Below are 24,441 nucleotides of genomic sequence, written 5' to 3'. Positions count from 1 at the left end.
GTACCGTTTGGTTACCGGTCGGAATCTTCAGCCCGACACGAAGCTCAACCGCACCGATCGTCGCGGGTTGTCCCTGTTCAGGTCCACCAGCACGATGCTCTGCCAGGTGCCCAGCAACGGCTCTCCGGCACCGACCGGGACCGTCACCGACGGGGACACCCGGCCCGGCAGCACGTGATCGGCGCCGTGACCGGGTGAACCGTGCGCGTGCCGGTACCGGTCATCGCGCGGGAGCAACCGCTCCAGCGCGTCGAGCAGGTCGTCGTCGGAGCCGGCACCTGTCTCGATGACGGCGACGCCTGCGGTCGCGTGCGGCACGAAGACATTGCAGAGGCCGTCTCCCTGAGTGGCGCAGAATTCGCGCACCTGGGCGGTGAGGTCGATGATCCGGCGGCGCGACGTGTCCAGTTCGAGCACTTCGGTGTTCACGTTTCCAGCCTACGAGCCCCCGCTCGAATTGACGCTGGCGTTTGTTCACAGGCGACCGAGGGTACTTGTGCGGCAACCAAACCCCACACGGAGGAACCCATGACCGTCACCGGCATCTTCACCGCAATTCTGATCGGCATCGTGGTCGGCGTACTCGGCCGGCTGCTCCTACCGGGCAAGCAACCGATCGGGATGCTGCTGACCATTCTGGTCGGGATCGTGTCCGCACTGGTCGGCACCGCCCTGGCCCGCGCCATCGGGATCCCGACGGCGACCGGCGGCATCGACTGGCTCGAACTGCTCGTTCAGGTCCTCGTCGCCGCGGCGGGTGTGGCGCTGCTCACCGCGCTGATGGGCCGTCGCAAGACCGGCCTGCTCGGCAGCCGCCGGCGTTCCGGCATCTTCCGCTGACCCTGCCGGGTGATGTGCGCCGGTCAAAGCCATTGTGCGGGGCGGCCGCCGGGAGGACAGTTGAGGTGACCGGTGGCGCCGGCGGGGCGCTGCCCTGTAGCGAAGGAGGTGGACCGTGTTCGCACGATCTACCACAGTGATGGCGCGCCCCGAATCCGTCGACGACGGCATCGCCCATGTCCGCGACGAGGTGATGCCCGCGCTTCTGGAACTACCCGGCTGCATCGGCCTGTCGCTGATGGCCGACCGGCAGACCGGCCGGTGCATCGCCACCAGCGCCTGGCACGACGCGGACGCCATGCGCGACAGCGCCGAGCAGGCCGACCGGTTGCGCGCGCAGGCCGCCGAGCGGTTCGGCGGTCCGGCCACCGCACAGGATTGGGAGATCGCGGTGCTGCACCGGGAGCACAGTTCCGATCCGGGCGCCTGGGTGCGGGCCACCTGGGTGACAGTGCCGCCGGAGCTCACCGAGGCCGGTATCGAGTACTACCGCAGTGCGGTGCTCCCCCAGATCGAACACCTGCCCGGGTTCCGCAGCGCCAGCCTGCTCGTCGACGCCTCGTCGGGGCGGGCGGTGTCATCGGTGTCGTTCGTCAGCCGGGACGTGATGGAGCAGAACCGCGACTACGCGTCGACACTGAAGGCCGAATCGATCCGGGCGGCCGGAGCCAGCGGGGTGGACGAGGGCGAGTTCGAACTCGCCATCGCCCACCTGCGGGCGCCCGAGTTGGTCTGAGTCAGAGGGTCGTGAGCAGGGCGTCCAGCTTCTCGTAGCCCTCCGTCATGCCGCCCTCCATGCCGGAGGACAGCAGGGCGTCGCGCGCCTCGGTGTTGGGGCAGATCGAGCGGCCGCGCAGCCGGGACCGGCCGTCACCGAGGTCCTCGAACCACAGGTACTCGATGTTGACCATGTCGGGGGCACCCTCGAACTCGAAGGTCTGCAGGATGAATTCGTTGTCTCGCACGGTGTGGAAGGTGCCGTTGAATCCGTAGGTCCCGCTCCCGTCCGAGTGCGAATAGCGGTATCCACCATGGTTTTTGAAGTCCCACTCGGTGATCTCCAGCTGCAGGCCGTGCGGGCCGAGCCACTGCTTGACCAGCTCGGGTTCGCTGTGTGCCCGGAACAGGGCGTGCACCGGTGCGTCGAAATCGCGGCTGAACTCCATCGCCAGCGTGTCAACCGGCGCGGTCAGGTCGAGTGCGTTGGTCATGTCGACTCCTTGTTGTCGTGTGATTCTGCGGTGAGTGTCGCCAGCAGGCCGTCCAGCCGGCGGTAGTTGCGTTCGGCGTCCAGGCGGTATTTGTCGATCCACTCGGTGAGCCGCTCCAGCGCCGCGGAATCCAGGTGCACCGGCCTGCGCTGCGCCTCCCGGCTGCGGGTGACCAGTCCGGCCCGCTCCAGCACCTGAATGTGCTTGGAGACCGCCTGTTTGGTGATGTCGAACGGCGCGGCCAGTTCGTTGACCGTGGCCGGCCCCCTGGCCAGCCGCGCCACCATGGCGCGCCGGACCGGATCGGCCAGCGCCAGGAACGCGCGGTCCAGATCGTCGTCGAGCATGCCCATTAATCAATCTTTCAGTTGTGCAACCAATTGGTTGATTACAAATCTAGGCGACAGCGGCGACGGGGTCAAGAGTGTGTCGGCCTACCGCTTGCGCCGGATGATGGCCCGCAACTTCTCCAGCCGGCTGGCGATCTCCCGCTCGGCGCCGTAGCTGGTGGGCCGATAGTAGTCGACACCCACCAGTTCGTCGGGCGGATACTGTTGGGCCGCAACGCCACCCGGCGCATCATGGGCGTATTTGTAGCCGACGGCGTTGCCCAGCTTCTCGGCCCCCGAATAGTGCCCGTCGCGCAGATGCGCGGGCACGAGCCCGGCCTTGCCGGCGCGGATATCGCCCATCGCCGCGCCGAGGGCGATCGTCACGGCGTTCGACTTGGGCGCGGTCGCCAGATGCACCGTCGCGTGCGCCAACGTCAGCTGCGCCTCGGGCATGCCGATCAGCGCCACGGTCTGAGCCGCGGCGACCGCGGTCTGCAACGCCATCGGATCGGCCATGCCGATGTCCTCGCTGGCCAGGATCACCAGCCGGCGGGCCAGGAAACGCGGGTCCTCCCCCGCGGTCAGCATCCGGGCCAGGTAGTGCAGCGCGGCATCCACATCCGAGCCGCGTACCGACTTGATGAAGGCGCTGATGACGTCGTAGTGCTGGTCACCGTCGCGGTCATAGCGCACCGCCGCCTGATCCAGGGACTGCTCCACCACCTCGACGGTGATGGTGCCGCCCGCGCCACCGGCGGTTTCGGCCGCGACCTCCAGCGCGGTCAGCGCGCGGCGGGCATCCCCGGCCGACAGCTTGATCAGCAGTTCCAGCGCGTCGTCGGCGATGGCGACCGAGCCGGCGAGACCACGCTCATCGGTCGCGGCCCGCTGCAGCACGGCGCGGATGTCGTCGGCACCCAGCGGTTGCAGCTGCAGGATCAGTGATCGACTCAGCAGCGGAGCCACCACCGAGAACGACGGGTTCTCCGTGGTCGCCGCGACCAGCAGCACCACCCGGTTCTCCACGGCCGCGAGCAGCGCATCCTGCTGAGTCTTGGAGAACCGGTGCACCTCGTCGATGAACAGCACGGTCTGCTGGCCACGGATGGCCGCGTGCCGGGCCGTCTCGATGACGGCACGCACCTCTTTCACCCCCGCGCTCAGGGCCGACAGCGCCTCGAACCGGCGTCCGGTGGCACCGGAGATCAGCGAGGCCAGCGTGGTCTTACCGGTGCCGGGCGGCCCGTAGAGGATGACGCTGGCGGCGCCGGAGCCCTCCACCAGGCGACGCAGCGGGGAACCGGGTTTGAGCAGATGCTGCTGCCCGACCACATCGTCGAGGGTGGCCGGGCGCATGCGGACGGCCAGCGGGCTGGCGCCCGTCGGCATATCGGCAGCGGCCGGCGCGTCGCCCGGCATGTCGAACAAACTGTCTGACACGCGTTCTGCTTACCACGCCGAGCCGATGTGCTGGCTCACGCGGGTGCCATGCCGTCTCAGGCTGGTGCCGTCACGAAGTCAATGAGCTCTTCGACCCGGCCGATCAACGCGGGCTCCAGGTCATTCCAGTCGCGCACCCGGCCCCTGATCCGCTGCCAGGCGCCCGCGATATCGGCCTGGCTGGCGTGCGGCCAGCCCAGCGCCTCGCAGATCCCGTGCTTCCACTCGATGCCGCGCGGGATCACCGGCCACTGCGGCAATCCCAGCCGCGCGGGTTTGACCGCCTGCCAGATGTCGACATACGGATGCCCGACCACCAGGGTGTGCTCACCCGCCACTCGCATGGCCTCGGCGGCGATCCGGGACTCCTTCGACCCGGCCACCAGGTGGTCGACCAGTACGCCGAGACGCCGCCCCGGGCCCGGCCTGAACTCGGCCACGATGCCGGCCAGATCGTCGACACCGCCCAGGTACTCCACGACGACACCCTCGATGCGCAGGTCCGCGCCCCACACCTGCTCGACCAACTCGGCGTCGTGGCGGCCCTCGACGTAGATGCGGCTGGACAGCGCGACCCGGGCCTTGGCCCCGGACACCGCCACCGATCCCGACGCGGTGCGGGCCGTGGCGGCCGCGACCTTCGGCTTGACCAGGATGACCGGCTTGCCCTCGACCAGGAACCCGGGACCCAGCGGGAACGATCGAACCCGGCGGTTGCGGTCCTCCAGTTCGACGCGGTTGTTCTCGATGCGCACCACCGCGCCCACGAAACCGCTCGACGGGTCCTCGACCACCAGCCCCTTGTCGGCCGGATGCTCGACGGATCGAACGCGCGCCGGGGTGTGCGGGTTTCGGGCGAGGATGTCGGAGCCGTAGCGATCAGTCACGCGGGCGATCCTAGAAAGAGCACTACCGGAATCGGCGGTGCGACATGCCACGGTGAGTCATCGTGATCGTGCCGTTGCCTGGGCGACGCGGTGACCGCCACCGCGGCGAGCCTGCTCAGCCGCTGACCGCGGCCAGCTTCGTCGGCGATGAGGTGATCTCGTCGATCACCGTGTGGATGAAGCGCATCTTCTCCAGCACCGCCGCGGGCAGCACGAACGGGTACAGGTCATCGCGGCCCATGGATCGGTTCACCATGTTCAGCGCCCACGACAGCGGCAGCCACATCTCGATGATGGTGTCGAATCCGCTGGGGCCCAGCGCCCGTCGGTCGAAGGTGGCACCGGCCGGGGCCAGGCTGAATGCGGCGGCGGTGTCCAGGGTGTCGCGGATGTGCAGATAGTGGGCGAAGGTTTCGGCCCAGTCCTCGGCGGGGTGCATGGTCGCGTAGGAGGAAACGAAGTCGCTCTTCCAGCCCGCCGGCGCACCCTGGTTGTAGTGCCGGTCCAGCGCGGCCTGGTAGTCGAGGTCGGGATCGCCGAACAATGCGTTGAAGCCCGCGAGATACTCCTGCGACGGGCTGACCAGGCGGTAGAAATAGTAGTGCCCGAGTTCGTGGCGGAAGTGCCCGAGCAGGGTCCGGTAGGGCTCCTCCATCGCCACGCGCAGCTGTTCGCGGTGCACGTCATCGCCTTCGGCGAGATCGAGGGTGATGACACCGTCGGCGTGCCCGGTGAACACCTTCTCCTGGACGCTGCTCAGCAGGTCGAAGGCCAACCCGAACTGCGGGTCCTCGTCACGGCCGACGATCGGAAGCTTGAGTTCGTGCAGCTCGGCGATCACCCGGCGCTTGGCCCGCTCGGCGCTGGCGAACTTGGCGAGAGCATTGGCGTCGGCATCGTGGGGCCGCGTTCGGGTCAACGCGCAGGATGCGCACAGCTTGACGACGGGCCCCCGCTCCACCAGCCAGTTGCATTCGGCCAGATGAAGATTGGCGCACAGCCGGTACTTCTGCTCATCGACCGCGCCCGCGTGCTCGCTCTCCTCTTCGGGCGCAATGACCAGCAATGCCATATCGTCGAGCGAGAAACCCAGCCTGGAACCGCACGACAGGCACTTCGAATTCTCGAAGGCCAAGCGCTGTCCACAATTCGGGCAGTTGAAATCCCGCATATCCCACCCTCCTTGATGACGCGGTCGACACCGCGCCCGCGTGGACGTTCCCCGTGCGGGCCGTCCTCAAACCGATTTCCGTCAGTGCGGGGCCACGTCGACGGAGACCTCGATCACGCTACTCTCCGAGTCGGTGTAGATGATGCCGCGCAGCGGCGGGACGTCGGCGTAGTCACGGCCGAAACCGACCACGATATAGCGCTCGTCGACCATCTGGTCGTTGGTCGGATCCAGCCCCAGCCACTGATTCTGCGGGGTCCACACCGAGGCCCAGGCATGGGTGGCGTCCACCCCGACCATCCGCTCCCGTCCGGGCGGCGGGTCGGTGGCCAGGTAGCCCGACACATAGCTGGCGGCGAGGCCGTTGGCGCGCAGGCAGGCGATCGCCAGCCGGGCGAAGTCCTGGCAGACGCCCTCTCGGACGGCCAGCACCTCGGACACCCGGGTGGACACCGTGGTCGACCCGGAACGGTAGGTGAAGTCGTTGTTGATCCGCGAGTTCAGGTCGCGCAGCACCTCGATCAGCGGCCGCTCCGGGGTGAAACTCGGCGCCGCATAATCGCGCACCTCATCGGTGATCTCGGCCGACGCCAGGTCGAGGGTGAACTCGGTGGCCAGCGCGCCGTCCGGGCCGACCGGGCGGGCGATCTCCCACGGGGCGCGCGCCGAGCCGCCGCCGTAGAGATCGGGTGCCGGTGGGTCGACCTCGACGATCGAACGGCTGGTCACGATCAGCGTGCGGTGCCGCTGCGTGACGTGGAAGTACGAGCTGAGATTGCCGTAGACATCGCGGCTGGTGGTGCTGTCCGTGGTGTCCGGGTCGATGACCAGCTCATGGGACAGACAGCGTTGGGTGTCGGTCTCCCGTGGGGTCAGAAAGCCCCGGCCGTAGGAGCTCGTCACATCGTCGGAGTACCGGTAGGTGGTGCGGTGAGTGATCGCGTAGGTGCGCGTCACGGCAGCAACCTCCGCTCGTCGGGGCCCCACAGCGGCTGGATACCGGTCGGCAGGGACAGGTGGGCGGCGGTGATCAGGTTGGACAGCTCCCGCAGGTCGGCGTGCAGACGGTCGAGCAGCTCCACGAGTTCGGTTCGGCGGCCGTCGGATCCGACGGTCTCCAGATCGGCCGGGTCGACCCGGCGCAACGTGGCGGCGATCTCGTCGGCCCAGCGTTCCGGCCGCGAGGATCCCGACGACGACGGCAACCGTTTCAGGTTCGTGCGCAGCCGCTCCAGTTGGAACACCAGCGATCTGGGGTTCTCCTCGTCGAAGAGCACCAGATCCGCGATCGCCGACACGCTGACCTTGCCGAGCGTGCGGCGCCGGTAGATCACCGAGGACTCGCAGGCCACCAGCATCGACTCGGTGACGGTCTGTTCGGCACCGGGCCGGCGCACGGTGGTCAGGGTGGCCCGCAGCAGCGCGGTCAGTCCGAGACCGCGCTCGATCCGTTTGCCGATGTCCATCATGGTCCAGCCGATGTCGTGCACCATCGATTCGGCGGCCATCCCGGACAGCGCCAGCATCCCGGCCAATGTCTGGGATTGCGCGGTCAGCAGGTAGGCGTCGCCGGCCGCCTGTGATTCGGGCGGGGCGCCGTAGCTGTTGCCTTTCCCGTCGTTGCGCTCGCCGCGGTGGACCACGGCGCGTTCGACGGCGGCCAGCACCATCCAGGTGTCGTTGGACATCTGGTCGCGCACACCCCTGGCCGCCAGGCCCAGTCGTTCCACCGACTGCGCCAGTGAGCCGGGTCGGCGCCGATCGGCGGTCAGCGCCCAGAGTGTGCTGGGCGCCACCGCGATTGCCTCGTGATCGTCATCACCCGCGCCGGTGTCGGTGCCGGTGATCGAGCCGATGGCACCGAGAAGTACCGGCACGCACTGGCTCTCCTCCGTGTCCTGGCGGTACCGGTATTCGTGGTAGCGCTCGCGGGTGACGGTGAGCAACCGGGCCATGTGCTCGGCGCGCTCGGCGTAGCGGCCCAGCCAGAACAGATCGGACAGCACGCGCGGCGAGCTCACGGCGCGGGTGGGGCTCGGCGTCATGACCGGCAGATCCACCGCCGGGGCGGGCACCGCCGTGGCCCGGTCCGGGGTGCGCACCCAGACATCCTTGGCGGCAACAGTATCCAGGGTGTAGGCGGCGTTTCCCGGGGCCGGCAGGAACCCCAGACCGCCGATCATCGGTGCGTAACCGCCGCGCTGGGCGACGGTGAACAGCCGCACCCCGACATCGGCCGCGGACACGCCCCCGGAGTAGTAATCGGTTGGCGCCGAGGAGAATTGCGGAAGGTCCTGGCCCACCCAGCGCCACGGGTGGGCACTGATCCGCGCGGCCAGCAACTCGCGGTCGGCCACCGTGAGCGTCGGACCCACGATGGTGTGACCACCGGAGGTCGGTTTGATCAACAGCGTGGACAGGTTGGCCAACAGGTGAGAGCGCTCCAGATCGGTGCCTCCCCAGTAGGTCTGCGGGGAGGCCAGCAGCGGTGTCTCCCCCACCAGCATCTCGCTCAATCGGGGCAGGAAATGAAGCAGCCCTGGGCTTTCCAGGATCCCACTGCCCAGGGTGTTGACCACGGTGACGGCGCCGCGGCGCAGCACCTCGACCAGTCCGACCACCCCGAGACGCGAGTCGGCGCGCAGATCGAGGGGGTCGACGTAGGCGGCGTCGACCCGGCGCAGCACCACGTCGACGCGCTTGAGGGTGCCCAGCGACCGCATCCACAAGGTGCCGTCGCGCACCACCAGATCGGCGCTCTCCACCAGTGGGAAGCCCAGCACACTGGCCAGGTACGCCTGGTCGAACGCGGTCTCGGACTGGGTGCCGGGGCTCAACACCACCACCACCGGCTCCTCGGCGGCCTCGGGCGCGGCGTCGATGAGCGCCAGCCGCAATGCCTGGGCCCACGGGGACACCGGGCGTGGCGCGATCCGTTCGTACAGGTCGGGAGCGGCGTGCGCGATCACGCGACGGCCCGCAAGGGCATAGCCGGCGCCCGAAGGCGCCTGGGTCCAGTCGGCGTTCGCGCGGAAACTGCCGTCGGCGGCCCGGCTGACATCGCATCCGTGCAGGAACAGCTGATGGCGGCCGGGTACCTCGATGCCGTGCGCGGCGCGTACGTAGGCCGGATGCGCGAAGAGCAGCTGCGCGGGCAGCACGCCGCTGGTGATCGACCGGCGTTCGCCGTAGAGGTCGGTGAGCACGGCGTCGAGCAGCCGGGAGCGCTGGACCAGACCTGCTTCCAGGATGTCCCAGTCGGCGGTGGAGATGAGCAGCGGCAGCCCGTCGAGGCGCCACGGCTCGGCCACCGCGTCGTCGGTGAGCGCATCCTGGTCGACGTGCACGAAGGTGATGCCGTCGTCATCGACGAGGTTGCGCACCGTGTCGCGCAGCCGGTCCAGTCCGTCGGGGCCTCGGTCCCCGACGCATTCGGCGAGTTCGTGCCAGGCCGGGCGGATGTTGCCGGTGGCATCGATGAACTCGTCGTAGCCGGTACCCCGCGTGCCCCGGACGTCGAACAGGGCCTGCTGGGTGCGCCTGGCGCGGTAGCCGGCCAGTACGTCGACGGTCCGCGCCGGCGCGCCGGACAGCCCGGAGTTGGGCTCCATGGAGCCGGTGCGAAGAACCATCAACGCAGAACGGTACGCACCCGGCGCAGGTCCAGGATGCCGGGCGCGCCCGTGTCGGTCGACTGGCGCGCCTGCTTCTCCCGCAGGTCCGCCATATCCACACGTCCGGGGGTGAACCCCGTGGCCTCGAAGCGGCGCCCGCGCCGCGACTCGGCCTCCACCGCGTTCACCGGCGGGCTGTCATAGGCCCGGCCGCCGGGGTGCGCCACGTGATAGGTGCAGCCACCCCGCGACGTACCGGTCATGGTGTCGACGAGTTCGAAGCGCAGTGGTCCGTCGACGGTGATGGTGGGATGCAACGCGCTGGGCGGTTGCCAGGCCCGGTACCGCACGCCGCCGACTTGGATGTCGGTCTTGTCGGTGGCCAGCAGCGGTATCGGGTGGCCGTTCGCGGTGACGATGTAGCGGTGCCGATCGGCCCCGACGAGTCGCACCTGGATGCGCTCCACCGAGGAATCGACGTACCGGGCGGTGCCGGTTCCGGAGGACTCCTCCCCGAGCACATTCCAGGGTTCGATCGCGCCGCGCAGTTCGATCTCGACGCCGTCGAAGACCGCGGTGCCGATACGCGGGAACCGGAACTCGGTGAACGGGTCCAGCCAGCTGGTCTCGAAGTTCACCCCGTGCGCCCGCAGATCGGCGGCCACATCAGCGATGTCTTGAATAATGAAGTGCGGCAGCAGGTATCGACCGTGCAAGTTCTCGCCGTGCCGGATCAGTGGCGCCTTGAGCGGTTCGTCCCAGAACCACGAGATCAACGAACGCACCAGCAGCGACTGCACCATCGCCATCTGGTGATGCGGCGGCATCTCGAACCCGCGCAGTTCCAGCAGGCCGAGCCGGCCGGTGGGGCTGTCCGGGCTGTAGAGCTTGTCGATGCAGAACTCCGCGCGGTGGGTGTTGCCGGTGATATCGGTGAGCAGATGGCGCAACGCCCGGTCGGGAACCCACGGTTTGGCAGCGCCGTCATCGGCCAACCGGGCGATCTCGGCGAACGCGATCTCCAGTTCGTACAACGATTCCGAGCGCCCCTCGTCCACCCGCGGAGCCTGGGACGTGGTGCCGATGAAGCGCCCGGAGAACAGATAGGACAATGCGGGATGGCGCTGCCAGTAGGTCAGCATCGACACCAGCAGATCGGGCCTGCGCAGCATCGGTGAATCGGCGGGAGTGACCCCGCCCAGGGTGATGTGGTTGCCACCGCCGGTGCCGCCGTGGGTGCCGTCCACATCGAACGCCTCGGTGGACAGCCTGGCTTGGCGGGCCTCTTCGTAGAGCGTCTCCAGCTGGGCCTTCTGCTCGGCGAAGCTGCGGGTGGGGGCGACATTGACCTCGATGACCCCGGGGTCGGGCGTGACGCTCATGGAGGTGATCCGACCGTCACGCGGAGGTCCGTAGCCCTCGATGACCACCGGCACGGCGATGGCCGCCGCGGCCTGTTCGATCCGGGTGATCAACTCCACGAAGTGGTCCAGATCGGTGGTGGGCGGCAGATAGACGTAGAGCACCCCGTCGCGCACCTCGGCGACCAGCGCGGTGGTCGGCGCCTCATCGGCCTCTTCCACCGGCGCCGGGGGCTGGGCGAGCTCGGTGGTGCGCAGCGTGGCACGCCGCGCGGTCGGGTCGGCATCGAAATCCCGCCGGGGCGCCCGCCAGCTGATTGAGTTCAGCGGAAGCCGCAGACCGGCCGGGGAATCACCGGCCAGCAACACAATTCGCCCGCGGCGCAGCTGCCAGTCGGCGCTGGCCCACCCGGAGTCGTCATCACGGCGGTGCAGCGGCATGACATAGGCCGCGGGCTCATCGGTCGAGTCGTCGAGCCGGGCGAGCAGCTTCGCCCGCCGTGCGGTGTCGTCCTCGGCGAGATCGTCACCGCTGGCAACGGGGTCCCCCGCCGGGCGGCGCACCGCGGCGGCCAGGCGCTCCAGCGGGTCCTCATAGGCCGGCCGGACCTGGCCGGCGGGCAGCCCGAGACCCTCGGCGATCACCCCGAGCAGCCGGGCGCCGGCATCGGAGGGGGCGTCATCGGCCTTCGTCTCCGCCCACGGGTCGGCCAGCAGCGCCGGATCGTTCCACAGCGGCTCACCGTCGTTGCGCCAGATCAGGCCGATCTGCCAGCGCGGCAACGGTTCTCCGGGATACCACTTACCCTGGCTGCGCTGGATGAGGCCGTGCGGCGCCCATACCTTGCGCAGCCGCTCGGCCAGCACCGAGGCGCGCTCGCGCTTGTGCGGGCCATCGGCGGTGGTGAGCCATTCAGGATCGGTCTGGTTGTCGATCGAGACGAAGGTGGGCTCGCCGCCGACAGTCAGGCGCACGTCACCGGCGGCCAGCCGTTCGTCGATCTGCGCTCCGAGGCTGTTGATGGAGGCCCACGCTTCGGGCGTGTAGGGCAGCGTGACCCGCGGATCCTCGTGGATCCGGGTGACGATGTTGGCGAAGTCGAGCGTCGATTCGCAGGGCCCGACGGCGCCGGTGATGGGCGCCGCGGACGCGGGATGCGGAGTGGCCGACAACGGGATGTGGCCCTCACCGGCGAACAGGGCCGAGGTCGGGTCCAGACCGATCCAGCCGGCACCGGGAATGTAGACCTCGGTCCACGCGTGCAGGTCGGTGAAATCGGCGGCCGGTCCGGAGGGTCCGTCGAGGGCTGGCACGTCGGAGGTCAGCTGCACCAGATAACCGGAGACGAAGCGCGCCGCCAGGCCCAGCTGGCGCAGGATCGAGACCATCAGCCAGGCCGAGTCGCGGCAGGAGCCGATCCCGGTGCGCAGCGTGTGATCCGGTGTCTGGACTCCGGGTTCCATCCGGACGCTGTAACCCACATCCGCCCGCACGGCGGCGTTGAGCTTGACCAGGAAGTCGATCGTGCGGGTGCCCGGGACGATGCTGAAATTCTGCACCCAGGACCTGGTGATCTCACCGGGGCCCGATCCCACACCGTCCTCGTCGACCGGCCGCAGGAAGGGCTCCAGGTCGGCGAGCAGCTCCTTCGGGTATTCGAAAGGGAACTTCTCGGCCCATTCCTCGATGAAGAAGTCGAAGGGGTTGATGACCTTCAGATCGGCGATCAGTCCGACGGTGATGCTCAGGCTGCGGGCACGGTTCGGGAACACCAGCCGTGCCACGAAGTTGCCGAACGCGTCCTGCTGCCAGTTGACGAAGTGGTCGGCCGGTTCCACCTGGAGCGAGTACGCCTCGATCGGCGTTCGTGAGTGCGGGGCCGGACGCAGCCGCACCACGTGCGGATGCACGTCCACCAACCTGTCGAAGGTATAGGTGGTCCGGTGCTCCAGCGCCACTTTGATTCCCATAGCGTCCGATCCCATCACAGGTAGCGCGGGATCGCATTGTGCGTGCCTGCGGCCGCTATTCCATCACCGCGGTCAGATCGAAATCATAGAACGCTTCTTTGACCGACTGCATAAGGGCCTCTTTGGTATTCGGTGCGCCCGGTTCCCAGGACGCCACCGAGATGCATACCGCACCCCCGACGGTGCCCGCGGCGACCAGCATCCGGCCGCCCATCCGCTCCAGGTCGCCCGCGGTCAGCCCCGGCTCCGGCGAGCCCGCCACGAAGAAGTCCGCCGGCGTCCCATCGGGACGATTGACCTCGTCGGGCAGCTGGCCGCTGTTGGAGGATCCGATGGGCTTGCCGACCTTGAGAACCAGTTTCTCCAGGCGGCGCAGCAGGAACTTCGGGGAGTACGGGACCAATGGCAGCGGAGCGAGCAGCCACTCGCGCCTGCCGGCCAGTTCGGTGAGCGCGGCCTTGATGCCGGCCCGGATCTCGCTGAGGTCGACCGGCGAGCGCTCCCCGTCGGCCATCACCGTGATGGTGTTGAGCGCGTTGCCCCGGGTGTCACCGTCGACGCGTTCACTGACCGGCAGCGACAACATCGCCTTTCCTTCCGCGTCGACCCTGCCGACGATGGTGGCGATCCGCGCTGCGATACCGGCCAGCAGCACATTGCTGGAGCCGCCGAGTGCTCTGGCGCGGGACTCCCACTCGGTCTGGTCGACGCGCACCGAGATGGTCGGCAGGTGCACGGGCTGCTGCGGGTGTCGTACCGCCGAGACGGGTGCGGCGGCCCTGGCCGATTCGGACAGTTCCGCGGACTGTGCACGGGCGATGCGCACCGCACCCAGCGCCGCGGACGGAACGTCGCGCAGCGCGAGCAGGGTGGTGCGGGCGTCCTGCCGCAGGGCCGATGCGCGAGGGCGGGACCTGGCAGCGGGATAGTCCAGATCGCGGCCGGTGCCGTTCACTGCGTGGGTGATCGATTCGATGAGGGCGCCGGCGTCGGCGACTGTGTGCGACACCACAAGGGTGACCACCGCGCCACCTTCGACGAGCGGCTGCACCCCGATATGCCACGGCGGGCCGTGTTCGGGGTCCACCGGCACATCGGCGCGTTCGTTGACGAAGTCCCAGACCTCGTCGCGGCGGCGCTCGGCCGCGGAGATGTCGATGGCGCCCGGTTCACCACAGGACACCCAGTGGTGCCTACCGAACGGGATGGACGATCGTTCGACCAGCCTGCCCAGCAGCCCGTCGGCCAGGTTGCGGTGGAACCGCCGCAGTCCGTCCATGTCCACGCCGCGCTCGTAGATCCACGAGTACTGGATCACCGGTCCGCGCCGCAGGGCCCGCAAACCGAGATAGGAGCCTTGGTCCATGTAGGCGAGCGTGTTGTCAGCCGGGTACGTCATTTGCCGGGGCCTCTCTTGACACGGAATATCCATCGCCATGTGCGGGCCCCCCGTACACCTGATCGACGTAGCGAACGGATTTTAACGAATTAGTCAATATCGCGGGCGGCTATGCACGGAAGTCGGATGACTTTAACCCGAAACCGTCGACGGTGCGCGGTTACGGTCGCGCCTGCGCGGGCCCTCCACCGGCGCGGATCAGCCGCATGCCCAACTCGTCAAAAGGCACGGAATGTCCTTTTTCGCAAACAATCTCGACGTGGGCATCGGCATCGCAGCCGAGGTGGGTGAGCCCCATCCGGCCGTTGTAGGGCAGGTGTTTGCGACCCCATTCGAACATCGACCAGACCACCGGCATGAAGTCGACGCCGGCCCGGGTGAGGACGTACTCCTGGCGCTCCCGCTGCCCGAATTCGCGGTACGGACGCTTCTCCAGCAAACCTGCGCTCACGAGCTCGGACAGCCGTGCCGACGTCGCCGCCTTGGTGATGCCCACCCGCCTGGAGAAATCGTCGAATCGGGTTGTGCCGTAATAGGCCTCCCGCATGATCAGCATCGCCGACTTCTGGCCCACGACGGTCATCGCCTTCTCGATCGGGCACTCCCCGATCGCCGACCACGCGTCACGATCGGCCAGCGGACCCTGCAGCACTGTCATAAAGATCACTCCGAAGCTGGGTTGTTGTTACTAGACCTAGGTGTTGGATCTAAGTATAGAGAGCAGTACTCAGCGACGAGTTCTTTCGAGGAGCAGACATGTCGGGATTCTCAGATCGGGACGCGGTCATCGTCGGCGCGGTACGGACACCGGTCGGCAAGGGCAAGGCCAACGGCGCGCTGCACGGCGTGCTGCCGGCCGATCTGCTGGCCCACAGCCTGCGCGAGCTGATCACACGAACCGGTGTCGACCCCACCCTGGTCGACGACGTCATCGCCGGAGCGGTGACGCAGGTCGGCGACCAGTCGGTGAACATCGCGCGTAATGCGCTGTTGGGTGCCGGATTTCCCGAGTCGGTGCCCGGCACCACCGTGGACCGGCAGTGCGGCAGCAGCCAGCAGGCGATCAGCTTCGCCGCTCAGGGCGTGCTCGCCGGGGCGTACGACATCGTGATCGCGGCCGGCGTCGAGTCGATGTCACGGGTGCCGATGGGCTCCTCGGTACTGCCCGGCAGCGACCCGTTCGGCCTGGACATGGCCGCCCGCTACCCCGAGGGCCTGGTCCCGCAGGGCATCAGCGCCGAACTGATCGCCGCCAAGTGGAACCTGTCGCGGGCCCAGCTCGACGAGTTCTCCGCGGGCAGCCACGAGAAGGCGGCGGCCGCCACCAAGGCCGGCCTGTTCGACGCCGAACTCGCACCGATCGCCGGGCTGAGCACCGATGAGATCATTCGCCCCGGGACGACCGCGGAGACCCTGTCCGGTCTGCGGCCGGCGTTCTACCACGAGGCGTACGCGGCCCGCTTCCCGCAGATCAACTGGGAGATCACCCCGGGCAACTCCTCGCCGCTGTCCGACGGCAGCGCCGCGGTGATGATCACCAGCGGCGCGACCGCCAAACGGCTGGGTCTGCGAGCGCTGGCCCGAATCCACACCACCACCGTGGTGGGCTCCGATCCGCTCTACATGCTGACCGGCGTCATCCCGGCCACCCAGAAGGTGCTGCAACGCGCGGGACTGACGCTGGCCGATATCGACCTGTTCGAGGTGAACGAGGCGTTCGCGCCGGTGGTGCTCAGCTGGGCCGCCGATACCGGCGCCGACCTGGCCAAGGTGAACGCCAATGGCGGCGCCATCGCCATCGGCCACCCGCTGGGGGCCAGCGGTGCGCGCATCATGACCACCCTCGTCAACGCGCTGCACCAGCGCGGCGCCCGCTACGGCCTGCAGACGATGTGTGAGGGCGGCGGTATGGCCAACGCCACCATCATCGAACGGCTCTAGGCATTTTCAGCGCGATCACCATTCGATCTTCGGCGCCAGCCCGAAGTCGGCGAATGCCGCGGCGACGGCATCCGCGAGGGCCGGCGCCGAGTTCGGACCACCGACCTTCCACGACGCGATGCTGATCGCCACGGTGCCGCTCGAGATCGTGACGCCGAGCGCCAGGTGTCCACCGCGGCGCGCGAAAGCGGCTTCGGTGACTCCGTTCTCGATCATCCGCCCGATGAAGAAGTCCGCCTCGGTGCCGTCGATCCGGCTCAGCGCGGGTGGCATGTCACCGGCGTTGGAGCAGCCGATCGGCTGCCCCTCCTGCAGCACGGCCTTTTCCACCGTGGCCATCAGGAACTTGGGGACGAACGGGATCAGCGGGAGCGGCGCCATCATGGCGTCCCTGCTCGCCGCCATCCCGATGAGGGCGTCCTTGACGGCCTTGCGCAGCGGCCCGAGATCGACGACCACGGTGTCCGGGTCCACGGTCACCGTGATGGCATTCAGGGCGTTGCCGCGGGTGTCGTTCTCGGTGCGTTCACTCACCGGGAAGATCAGCGTCACCATCCCGTCGTCGTCCACCCGGCCCAGGGCGTGGCCCAGCCGGGCGGCCAGCGCGGCCACGAACGCGTTCCGGGTGCCGCTGAGTTCGGCCACCTTCGCATCGAAGGTCTCCACATCGACGCTCGCCGCCACCATCGGCACGGTGACCGGCTCCCGCGAGCGAGACGTCGCGACAGGTTTCTTGGCCTTCGCCGTCTTGGCCTTCGTCTTGGCCTTCGGGTTGGCCGCGGCCTGCTGACGCTGCAGCCGCACCGTCCCGATCAGCGAGGACGGAAGTGCGGGCAGCAAGCGGGCCGTGGCGCCGAGGTCCTCACGCAGCGCCCGGCCGAGAGTGCGCGATCCGGGCTCCGGGTATCCCAGCTGCCACGCGTGGCCCTCGACGGCGGACACGATCGACAGTGTGGACGCGGCGCCGTCGGCGATGGTGTGCGAGAACACCAGCGACACCGCCGAGGCGCCACCGGCCAGCGGTTGCACCGCCAGATGCCAGGCCGGCCCGGTTTCCGGATCGACCGGTATCTTGGCGCGCTCGTTGGCCCATTGCCACACCTCGCAGCGTGCCCGCTCGACGGTGCCCACCTCGATGCTGTCGGGTCCGGCGCTGCGCACCCAGCGGTGTCTGCCGAACGGGAGCGGCGACCGTTCGATCCGGCGGCCCAGCAGGGTGTGTCCCAGGTTGCGCTGGAAACGGCGCAGACCGTCCAGGTCGACACCGCGTTCGTAGATCCACACCGATTGCCCGACCGGCCCGCGCCGCAGCGCGCGCAGCGCCACATAGGACGCGTGGTCCATGTAGTCGACGGTGTTCGGCGCACCGGTGTTTCCCATGTCAGCTCCCCGCAGCACACACAAGCTCGATAGTCGCAGGTGAGCGTACGGTCAGGACACCGTCAACGACCGCACTTCGGCAAACTCAGGCGCGCACCAGCTCGAACAGCGGGATGGCTCGCGAGGTCTTGGCCTGGTACTCGGCGAACACCGGGGCCACCGCGACGATCTTCGGGTAGGTCGCGTCACGCTCGTCGTCGGGCAGTTCGCGCGCGGTCACGTTATAGGCGTCGGTGCCGATCTCGATATGCGCCTTCGGTTCCGCCCGCAGATTGTGCACCCACGCCGGGTGGGTCGGCGCACCGGCATAGGACCCGACGATGAGCACCTTGCCGTCGATCTCGAGGTAGGCCAGCGGTGAGAGCCGCGGCCGGCCCGACTTGGCGCCGACGGTGTGCAGCAGGACCAGGGTGGCACCCTCGAACGGGCCGCCCACCTTGCCCGCGTTGGCGCGGAACTCCTCGACCACGCCGCGGTTGAAAGCGTCGAGTGCCGCGGTGTCCGCAACGAGCTTGCTCTTGTCGAGATCGTCCTGGGATTCGGTCATGAACAAGTCAGCCTTTCCGCCCCGGCGTCTATTCCGGCCGGGTCTGTCGCCACCACGCAATGATGTACAGCACCATCGCCGCCGCCAGGGCCACCAGTACCCAGACCACCACCGCGAGGTCGATCCAGGCGCCGGCCGGTGGTGCCCCGGGCAGCACGTTCCGCAACGGCACCACGGCGAAGAGCATCGCCGCGAACCAGGTGATGAACGGCGGCTGCAGCTTGCGTCGATCGAGGACGGTCTCGATCGCCACGAACAGCGCCGCCGCGGGCAGCGCAAGCAGCACCAGCAGGATGCCGGCGATGAGCACCAGCGCCTCGCGGGTGCGCTGCAGCTCGAACTCCACGGCCGGCCCGGTGGCACCGGGTGAGCCGACCGTGCTCAATCGGCTGTCGATGACCCATCCGTTGACGCCGCCGCCGACCACGATCGGCGCGGCGATCGGGCGCTGATCGTCGCCGCTGCCGGCGAAGAGCTGCATGCCGATGGTGTCGGTGACATAGCTGTCGAACGGCCACTCGTCCGGGTCGCCGACCGCCACCAACGAGGTGGTGTGCTCGTTACCCACCAGATCGTCGTGGAGGTAGATGAGCTCGCCGGAGTCCGTCCACGAGCTCAGCCGGACCACATACTGGTCCGGTGGGTCGGCCTGCAGCTGCGTGCCCGGATGCACCAGCACGTCGATCACCAGCCGGTTCTCCGATGTGTCCACCTGACGCAGCCGCACGATGACGGCGGTCTCCGCGCTCGCCGCGGCCTCCGGGAACTCGAACTGTGCGGGAGGCTGCTCCAGCACGCTGTACCCGATGAGTGAGGCGACGTACACGACGGCCACGATCACGACGGAGGTCAGCACCGTCACTCGTCGTGACGACTGACCCCCCGCGCGCTGCACGCGCGGATCGTAGCCCCGCCGCGGACCCGTCGGCAGGCGTTTGCGAACGACTACTTGGCGTCGGCGCCGGGCTTGGCGTCGATGCCCGCCTCCTTACGCTGCTGCGCGGTGATCGGCGCAGGCGCATCGGTCAGCGGGTCCACCCCACCGCCGGACTTCGGGAACGCGATGACCTCACGAATCGAGTCGACCCCGGCCAGCAGCGCGGTGATGCGGTCCCAGCCGAAGGCGATACCGCCGTGCGGCGGGGCGCCGAAGGTGAAGGCGTCCAAAAGGAATCCGAACTTGTCCTGAGCCTCGTCGTGATCGATGCCCATCATCGCGAAGACCCGCTCCTGAACGTCGCGGCGGTGGATACGGATCGACCCGCCGCCGATCTCGTTGCCGTTGCAGACGATGTCGTACGCGTTGGCCAGTGCGGTGCCGGGCTCGGTGTCGAAGGTGGCCTCGGACTGCGGCTGGGGCGCGGTGAATGCGTGGTGCACGGCGGTCCAGGCGCCGGAGCCGACGGCGACATCGCCGGAGGCCGTCGCGTCGTCGGCGGCCTCGAACAGCGGCCAGTCCACCACCCAGGTGAACGCCCAGGCGGCCGGATCGATCAGGTCCAGGCGCTTGGCGATCTCGATGCGGGTCGCGCCGAGCAGCGCCCGGCCGGCCTTGGCCGAACCCGCCGCGAAGAAGATGCAGTCGCCGGGCTTAGCGCCGACGTGGGCGGCCAGTCCGTCGCGCTCGGCGTCGGTGAGGTTCTTGGCGACCGGGCCACCCAGTGCACCGTCCTCGCCGACCAGTACGTAGGCCAAGCCCTTGTGCCCGCGCTGCTTGGCGAACTCCTGCCAACCGTCGAGGGTGCGGCGCGGCTGGGACGCCCCGCCCGCCATCACGACGGCACCGACGTAGTCGGCCTGGAAGACCCGGAAGGTGGTGTCGGAGAAGTATTCGGTGCACTCCACGAGTTCGACCGCAAAGCGCAGATCGGGCTTGTCCGAACCGAACCGGCGCATCGCGTCGGCGTAGCTGATCCGCGGGATCGGCGTCGGCAGGTCGTAGCCCACCAACGCCCACAGCGCCTTGAGGATCTCTTCGGAGATCGCGATGACGTCATCGGCCTCGACGAAGCTGAGCTCCATGTCGAGCTGGGTGAATTCGGGCTGGCGGTCCGCGCGGAAATCCTCGTCGCGGTAGCAGCGTGCGATCTGGTAGTAGCGCTCCATCCCCGCCACCATCAGCAGCTGCTTGAACAGCTGTGGGCTCTGCGGCAACGCATAGAACGAGCCGGGCTGCAGACGTGCGGGCACCAGGAAGTCGCGGGCGCCCTCGGGGGTCGAGCGGGTCAGCGTCGGGGTCTCGATCTCCACGAAGTCGTGCTCGGCCAGTACGCCACGGGCGGCGGCATTCACCTTGGACCGCAACCGGATTGCCTGTCCGGGGCCTTCGCGGCGCAGGTCCAGGTAGCGGTAGCGCAGCCGGGCCTCCTCGCCGGCTGTCTCGTCGAGCTGGAACGGCAGCGGTGCGCTCTCCCCCAGCACCGTCAGCTCGGTGGCGTTGACCTCGATGTCACCGGTCGCGATGTCGGTATTCGCGTTGCCCTCGGGGCGCACCTCGACGACACCGGTCACCGCGACGCAGAACTCGGCGCGCAGCCGGTGCGCCTGCTCCAGCACCGCGGCGTCCCGGAAGACGACCTGAGATGTCCCGGACGCATCGCGCAGGTCGATGAAGATGACACCGCCGTGGTCGCGCCGACGCGCCACCCAGCCCGCCAAGGTCACCGTCTGACCGGCGTCGGTGGACCGTAACGATCCGGCGGCATGGCTGCGCAGCACAAAAACTCCTCATGACGATGGGTGAGACGACAGCCCAGTCTAATGGGGTGGGTGCGGGCACCAGCGACCGCAGTCCGCGGCTGGTCACGAGCCCGGCTAGGGTCAGCGGGTGGCGAAAATGTACCCGTGCGAGCGCGTCGACCTGGATTTCATCTCCGATGCCCCGTTCCGCTTCGTCAGCACCGTCGACCTGACCGTCACCCCCGAGCAGCTGTTCGAGGTGCTCTCCGACGCCGGGTCGTGGCCACAGTGGGCAAGCGTGATCACCGACGTGACCTGGACCAGCCCGCAGCCCTATGACATCGGCACCACCCGTACCGTCACGATGCGTGGCGGGATCATCGGCGATGAAGAGTTCCTCGCCTGGGAGCCTCACAGCCACATGGCCTTTCGCTTCAACGATGCGTCGACGACCAGCATCGCGGCTTTCGCCGAGGACTACTGGATCGTGCCGACCGCGCACGGGTGCCACCTGACCTGGGTGATGGCGATGAAGCCGAACGGCACCGCCGCCCGGCTGGGCATGTCGGCCGGAAAACCGGTGATGGCGTGGATGTTTCAGCGGTTCCTGCACAACCTGCGCCGCTACACCGACCGGCATTACGGCTAGTACACCCCGTCCCAGGCCGCGCGCCGGATCGCATCGGGGTCCTCGACGGTGACATCGCGCGTCGAGCGGATCACCAGGGTGCGCCGGGCTTCGGCGTCATAGCGCGGCCACACGCTCCGGCCGTCGGTGGCGAAGTCCAGCCAGGTGCGCTGCATCCGTCTGCCCACCGAGGGTTGCACCCGCCGGCCCAGCGGATGCAGCTTGCGCCCCAGGTAGGAACCGTAGCTGTGCTGGATGTGCACGATCTCACTGCCGTGTGTCGCGCCGAGACCCAGCGCCTTGAGCGTCCAGGTGGTGTGGTCGAAGCGGTACACGTGGGTGGGTGCATCGGCACTGTAGGCATCGGCGAACGCCCAGGTGGGCGCGCCGAACATGGCATCGGAACCGAAATCGATCAACGCCCGCCTGCGCGGGAATCCCGGGTACGCGGCCAGCACCCGGTCCCTGGCCTGCGGGGCCCGGCGCGCGAAGAAGCCGTCGATGCCGGCGGCCGTGGTGGGCAACATGGGTGGCTTGCCCCAGGCGAACATCGACGCCTCGTGGCTGTTGGTCCCGATGATCAATGGGGTTGTGGCTACCCGCCCCAGCCGCGCCGCATCGATCGGGTGAAGCGGCAGCAGGTCGACCCCGTGGGTCAGTCCGTAGGCCAGGGTGGGTGTCTGGGCCGCGCTCTCCAGCTGGATCTGACCGGCCGCCCGGCGCAGCTTGCGCTGGGGTAGCGCCTTGAGCTCGTCGATGCCGACGCCGAGTTCGGCGAGGAACGCGTGCGACTGACGTGCCCGGCTCTCCCGGTCGGCGATCAGCGGCAGCGCCGGACTCTGCGCGATGGCCCGGTCGAACAGGCCCTCGGCGGCCGGGCTGGCCAGCAACGCAAGCACCGAGGTCGCGCCGGCCGATTCACCGAACACCGTGACCTGTTCGGCGTCCCCGCCGAACGCCCCGATGTTCTCCCGGATCCAGCGCAGTGCCGCGAGCTGATCACGCAGACAGAGGTTGTCGTCGAAACCGGGCCCGAGATCGCCGAGCTCGAATCCGCCGAAGACGCCGAGACGGTAGGTGACGTTGACCACCACGACGTTGCCGTTGGCCGCCAACCGGGAGCCGTTGTAGAGCTGGAGTTGACCGGCGCCATACACGAACGCGCCACCGGGGATCCACACCATCACGGGCAACGATGCGGACACATCGGGTGACCAGATGGTGACCGTCAGGCAGGCTTCGTCCCGAATCTTCGGGTCGTCGCGGCCGCCGCCCACGAACGAGCGACCCTGCGGCGGCAGCGGGCCGTGATCGATGGCGTCGCGCACCCCCGGCCACGGCTGCAGCGGGCGGGGCGCCATGAAGCGCAGCGCGTCCACGGGTTGTTCGGCGTAATCGACGCCGCGCCAGACTCCCACCGCACCGTCGGTGGTGCCTCGGAGCAGCCCGTGCGCCGTCTCCACGATCGTCGTCAGTTCGGCGACAGGGGGCACCTCGCAATCGTAGTGTGGAAAGCTGAGCCCGGCCTGTGCCAGGCGACGAGTGCCGGCACGCAGATGGGGTTGGTGGGCAACGATGACCTTCAACGAAGGTATGCAGATCGACACGAGCACCACGTCGAGCAGCGGCGGGCGACGCGGTGGAGGCGGACGGGGCATCGCCGTCGGTGGCGGTCTCGGCGGGTTGTTGATCATCGTGGTGGCCCTCTTCCTCGGGGTGGACCCCGGCAGCGTGATGCCGCAGACCCAGGGCGGTGGGTATGACACCGAAGGGGTTTCCGCACCGGGGTTCGACCTGGACCAGTGCAAGACCGGCGCGGACGCCAATGCGATCGTGCAGTGCCGGGTGATCGCCACCGGCAACTCGGTGGACGCCGTATGGGCCCAGCAGCTGCAGGGGTATCAACGGCCGCAGGTGCAGTTGTTCACCGGGTCGGTGGATACCGGTTGCGGCCCGGCCACCAGCGAGGTGGGTCCGTTCTACTGCCCGGCCGACCGCACCGCCTATTTCGACACCGACTTCTTCGATGTCCTGCGCGATCAATTCGGTTCCAGCGGTGGCCCGTTGGCCCAGGAGTATGTCGTCGCTCATGAGTTCGGACACCATGTGCAGAATCTGCTCGGCGTGCTGGGGCGCGCCCAGCAGGATCCGCAGGGCCCCACCGGCGGCGGGGTGCGCACCGAGCTGCAGGCCGACTGCTATGCCGGGGTGTGGGCCCACTACGCGGCCATCACCAAGCAGGAAGGCACCGACGTCACGTTCCTGGAACCGTTGAGCGACAAAGATATTGCCGATGCGCTCTCGGCCGCGTCATCGGTCGGCGATGACCGTATCCAGAAGCAGGCCACCGGCCGGGTGAATCCGGAGGCCTGGACGCACGGATCCTCCGAGCAGCGACAGAAGTGGTTCACCCAGGGTTACCGGACCGGTGACCCCAACCAGTGTGACACCTTCGCCCCCGGCGCATTGTGACCGAAGGCATCGTCCCCGACGACAAGGACTGGACCTGGGTACTGACCCGGCCCTGCCCGGACTGTGGTTTCGACCCCGCCACCGTGCACCCCACCGGCGTCGCCGGGCGCATCCGCCGTGACGCCGCGGGCTGGGTCACCCGCCTGGCGCAACCCGGCGTCCGGGTCCGTCCGGCGCCCGGGGTGTGGTCGCACCTGGAATACGGCTGTCACATCCGGGACGTGCACCGCATCTTCGATCACCGCGTGCAGTTGATGCTGACCGAACCCGATCCGCTGTTCCCGAATTGGGACCAGGATGCCACCGCGATCGCCGACGATTACGGGTCTCAGGATCCCGGGGTGGTCGCCGGCGAACTGTGCGACGCGGCGGCCGCCGTCGCCGACCGCTACGACCGGGTATCCGATGACGGCTGGAACCGACGTGGATTACGCAGCAATGGAAGCGAATTCACCGTCGCCACCATCGCCGTATACCACCTGCACGATATCGTCCATCACGCCTGGGACGTGTCCGGGACAGTTTCCGGAATTTCCTGAACACATTGCACACATCTGACTAATGTGTC

22 protein-coding genes are annotated in these 24,441 nt (G+C 68.5%); 6 read left to right on the top strand and 16 right to left on the bottom strand.

Annotated elements, in window-relative coordinates; translation table 11 throughout:
• Positions 1-27: 27 nt before the first annotated feature.
• Positions 28-417 (bottom strand): secondary thiamine-phosphate synthase enzyme YjbQ, encoded by a 390-nt coding sequence (locus tag C6A86_RS12555; protein WP_199196437.1) that lies wholly within the window; start codon positions 415-417, stop codon positions 28-30.
• 111 nt (positions 418-528) lie between these two features.
• Between C6A86_RS12555 and C6A86_RS12550 the strand changes: the two genes are divergently transcribed.
• Positions 529-840, top strand: a complete 312-nt coding sequence (locus C6A86_RS12550; RefSeq protein ID WP_105366174.1) for a GlsB/YeaQ/YmgE family stress response membrane protein — start codon at positions 529-531, stop codon at positions 838-840.
• A gap of 115 nt (positions 841-955) precedes the next feature.
• Positions 956-1,576, top strand: coding sequence for an antibiotic biosynthesis monooxygenase (locus tag C6A86_RS12545; RefSeq protein ID WP_199196432.1), 621 nt, complete (start codon positions 956-958; stop codon positions 1,574-1,576).
• Position 1,577: 1 nt separating this feature from the next.
• Here the strand turns inward: C6A86_RS12545 and C6A86_RS12540 are convergent, their stop codons facing one another.
• The 10 genes from C6A86_RS12540 to C6A86_RS12495 form a co-directional block, all read right to left on the bottom strand.
• Positions 1,578-2,051 carry an SRPBCC family protein gene (locus C6A86_RS12540; protein ID WP_105366176.1) on the bottom strand — a complete coding sequence of 158 codons (474 nt, stop codon included), beginning with the start codon at positions 2,049-2,051 and terminating at the stop codon, positions 1,578-1,580.
• Entirely contained in the window at positions 2,048-2,404 is a 357-nt protein-coding gene (locus C6A86_RS12535; RefSeq protein WP_233213262.1) for a helix-turn-helix transcriptional regulator, read from the bottom strand. Before C6A86_RS12535 ends, C6A86_RS12540 begins: the two co-directional genes overlap by 4 nt.
• Before the next feature lie 81 nt (positions 2,405-2,485).
• Entirely contained in the window at positions 2,486-3,802 is a 1,317-nt protein-coding gene (locus C6A86_RS12530; protein WP_199196438.1) for a replication-associated recombination protein A, read from the bottom strand.
• A gap of 77 nt (positions 3,803-3,879) precedes the next feature.
• Positions 3,880-4,710: a DUF3097 domain-containing protein gene (locus tag C6A86_RS12525; RefSeq protein ID WP_105366178.1), complete on the bottom strand. Its 831-nt coding sequence runs from the start codon at positions 4,708-4,710 to the stop codon at positions 3,880-3,882.
• 115 nt (positions 4,711-4,825) lie between these two features.
• Entirely contained in the window at positions 4,826-5,881 is a 1,056-nt protein-coding gene (locus tag C6A86_RS12520; RefSeq protein WP_105366179.1) for a putative zinc-binding metallopeptidase, read from the bottom strand.
• An 81-nt stretch (positions 5,882-5,962) separates the two neighbouring features.
• Complete coding sequence (locus C6A86_RS12515) at positions 5,963-6,868, bottom strand: transglutaminase family protein (protein ID WP_199196433.1); 906 nt, start codon at positions 6,866-6,868, stop codon at positions 5,963-5,965.
• Entirely contained in the window at positions 6,835-9,513 is a 2,679-nt protein-coding gene (locus tag C6A86_RS12510) for a circularly permuted type 2 ATP-grasp protein (protein ID WP_396835152.1), read from the bottom strand. Before C6A86_RS12510 ends, C6A86_RS12515 begins: the two co-directional genes overlap by 34 nt.
• The gene (locus tag C6A86_RS12505) at positions 9,513-12,827 is read right to left on the bottom strand and encodes a DUF2126 domain-containing protein (protein ID WP_105366182.1); all 3,315 of its coding nucleotides are present in this window, start codon (positions 12,825-12,827) and stop codon (positions 9,513-9,515) included. The genes C6A86_RS12510 and C6A86_RS12505 overlap by 1 nt, the downstream gene beginning before the upstream one ends.
• A gap of 55 nt (positions 12,828-12,882) precedes the next feature.
• Positions 12,883-14,226, bottom strand: a complete 1,344-nt coding sequence (locus C6A86_RS12500) for a hypothetical protein (protein WP_105366183.1) — start codon at positions 14,224-14,226, stop codon at positions 12,883-12,885.
• Positions 14,227-14,386: 160 nt separating this feature from the next.
• Entirely contained in the window at positions 14,387-14,884 is a 498-nt protein-coding gene (locus C6A86_RS12495) for a helix-turn-helix domain-containing protein (RefSeq protein WP_105366184.1), read from the bottom strand.
• Positions 14,885-14,982: 98 nt separating this feature from the next.
• Here C6A86_RS12495 and C6A86_RS12490 point away from each other — a divergent pair, with 98 nt between their 5' ends.
• The gene (locus C6A86_RS12490; protein ID WP_105366185.1) at positions 14,983-16,167 is read left to right on the top strand and encodes a thiolase family protein; all 1,185 of its coding nucleotides are present in this window, start codon (positions 14,983-14,985) and stop codon (positions 16,165-16,167) included.
• Positions 16,168-16,182: 15 nt separating this feature from the next.
• On the opposite strand, the gene C6A86_RS12485 is transcribed toward C6A86_RS12490, so the two are convergent.
• From C6A86_RS12485 to aspS, 4 genes are all read right to left on the bottom strand, one after another.
• Entirely contained in the window at positions 16,183-17,547 is a 1,365-nt protein-coding gene (locus C6A86_RS12485) for a hypothetical protein (protein WP_105366186.1), read from the bottom strand.
• A gap of 85 nt (positions 17,548-17,632) precedes the next feature.
• Positions 17,633-18,094 (bottom strand): nitroreductase family deazaflavin-dependent oxidoreductase, encoded by a 462-nt coding sequence (locus C6A86_RS12480; protein ID WP_105366187.1) that lies wholly within the window; start codon positions 18,092-18,094, stop codon positions 17,633-17,635.
• Positions 18,095-18,122: 28 nt separating this feature from the next.
• Positions 18,123-18,989, bottom strand: a complete 867-nt coding sequence (locus tag C6A86_RS12475) for a DUF4436 family protein (RefSeq protein ID WP_105366188.1) — start codon at positions 18,987-18,989, stop codon at positions 18,123-18,125.
• 50 nt (positions 18,990-19,039) lie between these two features.
• On the bottom strand, positions 19,040-20,812 hold the full coding sequence (aspS, locus tag C6A86_RS12470) for an aspartate--tRNA ligase (RefSeq protein WP_105366189.1): 1,773 nt from the start codon (positions 20,810-20,812) through the stop codon (positions 19,040-19,042).
• 118 nt (positions 20,813-20,930) lie between these two features.
• On the opposite strand from aspS, the gene C6A86_RS12465 reads away from it, so the two are divergent.
• Complete coding sequence (locus tag C6A86_RS12465; RefSeq protein WP_105366190.1) at positions 20,931-21,422, top strand: SRPBCC family protein; 492 nt, start codon at positions 20,931-20,933, stop codon at positions 21,420-21,422.
• Here the strand turns inward: C6A86_RS12465 and C6A86_RS12460 are convergent.
• The gene (locus C6A86_RS12460) at positions 21,419-22,894 is read right to left on the bottom strand and encodes a carboxylesterase/lipase family protein (protein WP_105366191.1); all 1,476 of its coding nucleotides are present in this window, start codon (positions 22,892-22,894) and stop codon (positions 21,419-21,421) included. The genes C6A86_RS12465 and C6A86_RS12460 overlap by 4 nt on opposite strands.
• Positions 22,895-22,976: 82 nt before the next feature.
• Here C6A86_RS12460 and C6A86_RS12455 point away from each other — a divergent pair, with 82 nt between their 5' ends.
• Both C6A86_RS12455 and C6A86_RS12450 read left to right on the top strand, forming a co-directional pair.
• Entirely contained in the window at positions 22,977-23,873 is an 897-nt protein-coding gene (locus C6A86_RS12455; RefSeq protein WP_105366192.1) for a neutral zinc metallopeptidase, read from the top strand.
• A complete protein-coding gene (locus C6A86_RS12450) occupies positions 23,870-24,412 on the top strand; it encodes a DinB family protein (protein ID WP_396835148.1) in 543 nt (180 codons plus the stop codon). Before C6A86_RS12455 ends, C6A86_RS12450 begins: the two co-directional genes overlap by 4 nt.
• Positions 24,413-24,441 lie beyond the last annotated feature (29 nt).

It is taken from the genome of Mycobacterium sp. ITM-2016-00316 (genome assembly GCF_002968335.2).
In the GTDB taxonomy this organism is placed as follows: domain Bacteria; phylum Actinomycetota; class Actinomycetes; order Mycobacteriales; family Mycobacteriaceae; genus Mycobacterium.
Note: the sequence above shows the minus strand (reverse complement) of the source record. Positions and strands in the feature narration are given on the sequence as shown.

What these genes read in the sequence shown, in the direction of transcription:
- C6A86_RS12550 (WP_105366174.1), top strand. Translation starts at nt 529, where the DNA reads ATGACCGTCACCGGCATCTTCACCGCAATTCTGATCGGCATCGTGGTC.
- C6A86_RS12540 (WP_105366176.1), bottom strand. Translation starts at nt 2,051, where the DNA reads ATGACCAACGCACTCGACCTGACCGCGCCGGTTGACACGCTGGCGATG.
- C6A86_RS12535 (WP_233213262.1), bottom strand. Translation starts at nt 2,404, where the DNA reads ATGGGCATGCTCGACGACGATCTGGACCGCGCGTTCCTGGCGCTGGCC.
- C6A86_RS12530 (WP_199196438.1), bottom strand. Translation starts at nt 3,802, where the DNA reads ATGCCGGGCGACGCGCCGGCCGCTGCCGATATGCCGACGGGCGCCAGC.
- C6A86_RS12520 (WP_105366179.1), bottom strand. Translation starts at nt 5,881, where the DNA reads ATGCGGGATTTCAACTGCCCGAATTGTGGACAGCGCTTGGCCTTCGAG.
- C6A86_RS12510 (WP_396835152.1), bottom strand. Translation starts at nt 9,513, where the DNA reads ATGGTTCTTCGCACCGGCTCCATGGAGCCCAACTCCGGGCTGTCCGGC.
- C6A86_RS12505 (WP_105366182.1), bottom strand. Translation starts at nt 12,827, where the DNA reads ATGGGAATCAAAGTGGCGCTGGAGCACCGGACCACCTATACCTTCGAC.
- C6A86_RS12500 (WP_105366183.1), bottom strand. Translation starts at nt 14,226, where the DNA reads ATGACGTACCCGGCTGACAACACGCTCGCCTACATGGACCAAGGCTCC.
- C6A86_RS12495 (WP_105366184.1), bottom strand. Translation starts at nt 14,884, where the DNA reads ATGACAGTGCTGCAGGGTCCGCTGGCCGATCGTGACGCGTGGTCGGCG.
- C6A86_RS12490 (WP_105366185.1), top strand. Translation starts at nt 14,983, where the DNA reads ATGTCGGGATTCTCAGATCGGGACGCGGTCATCGTCGGCGCGGTACGG.
- C6A86_RS12485 (WP_105366186.1), bottom strand. Translation starts at nt 17,547, where the DNA reads ATGGGAAACACCGGTGCGCCGAACACCGTCGACTACATGGACCACGCG.
- C6A86_RS12480 (WP_105366187.1), bottom strand. Translation starts at nt 18,094, where the DNA reads ATGACCGAATCCCAGGACGATCTCGACAAGAGCAAGCTCGTTGCGGAC.
- C6A86_RS12465 (WP_105366190.1), top strand. Translation starts at nt 20,931, where the DNA reads ATGTACCCGTGCGAGCGCGTCGACCTGGATTTCATCTCCGATGCCCCG.
- C6A86_RS12455 (WP_105366192.1), top strand. Translation starts at nt 22,977, where the DNA reads ATGACCTTCAACGAAGGTATGCAGATCGACACGAGCACCACGTCGAGC.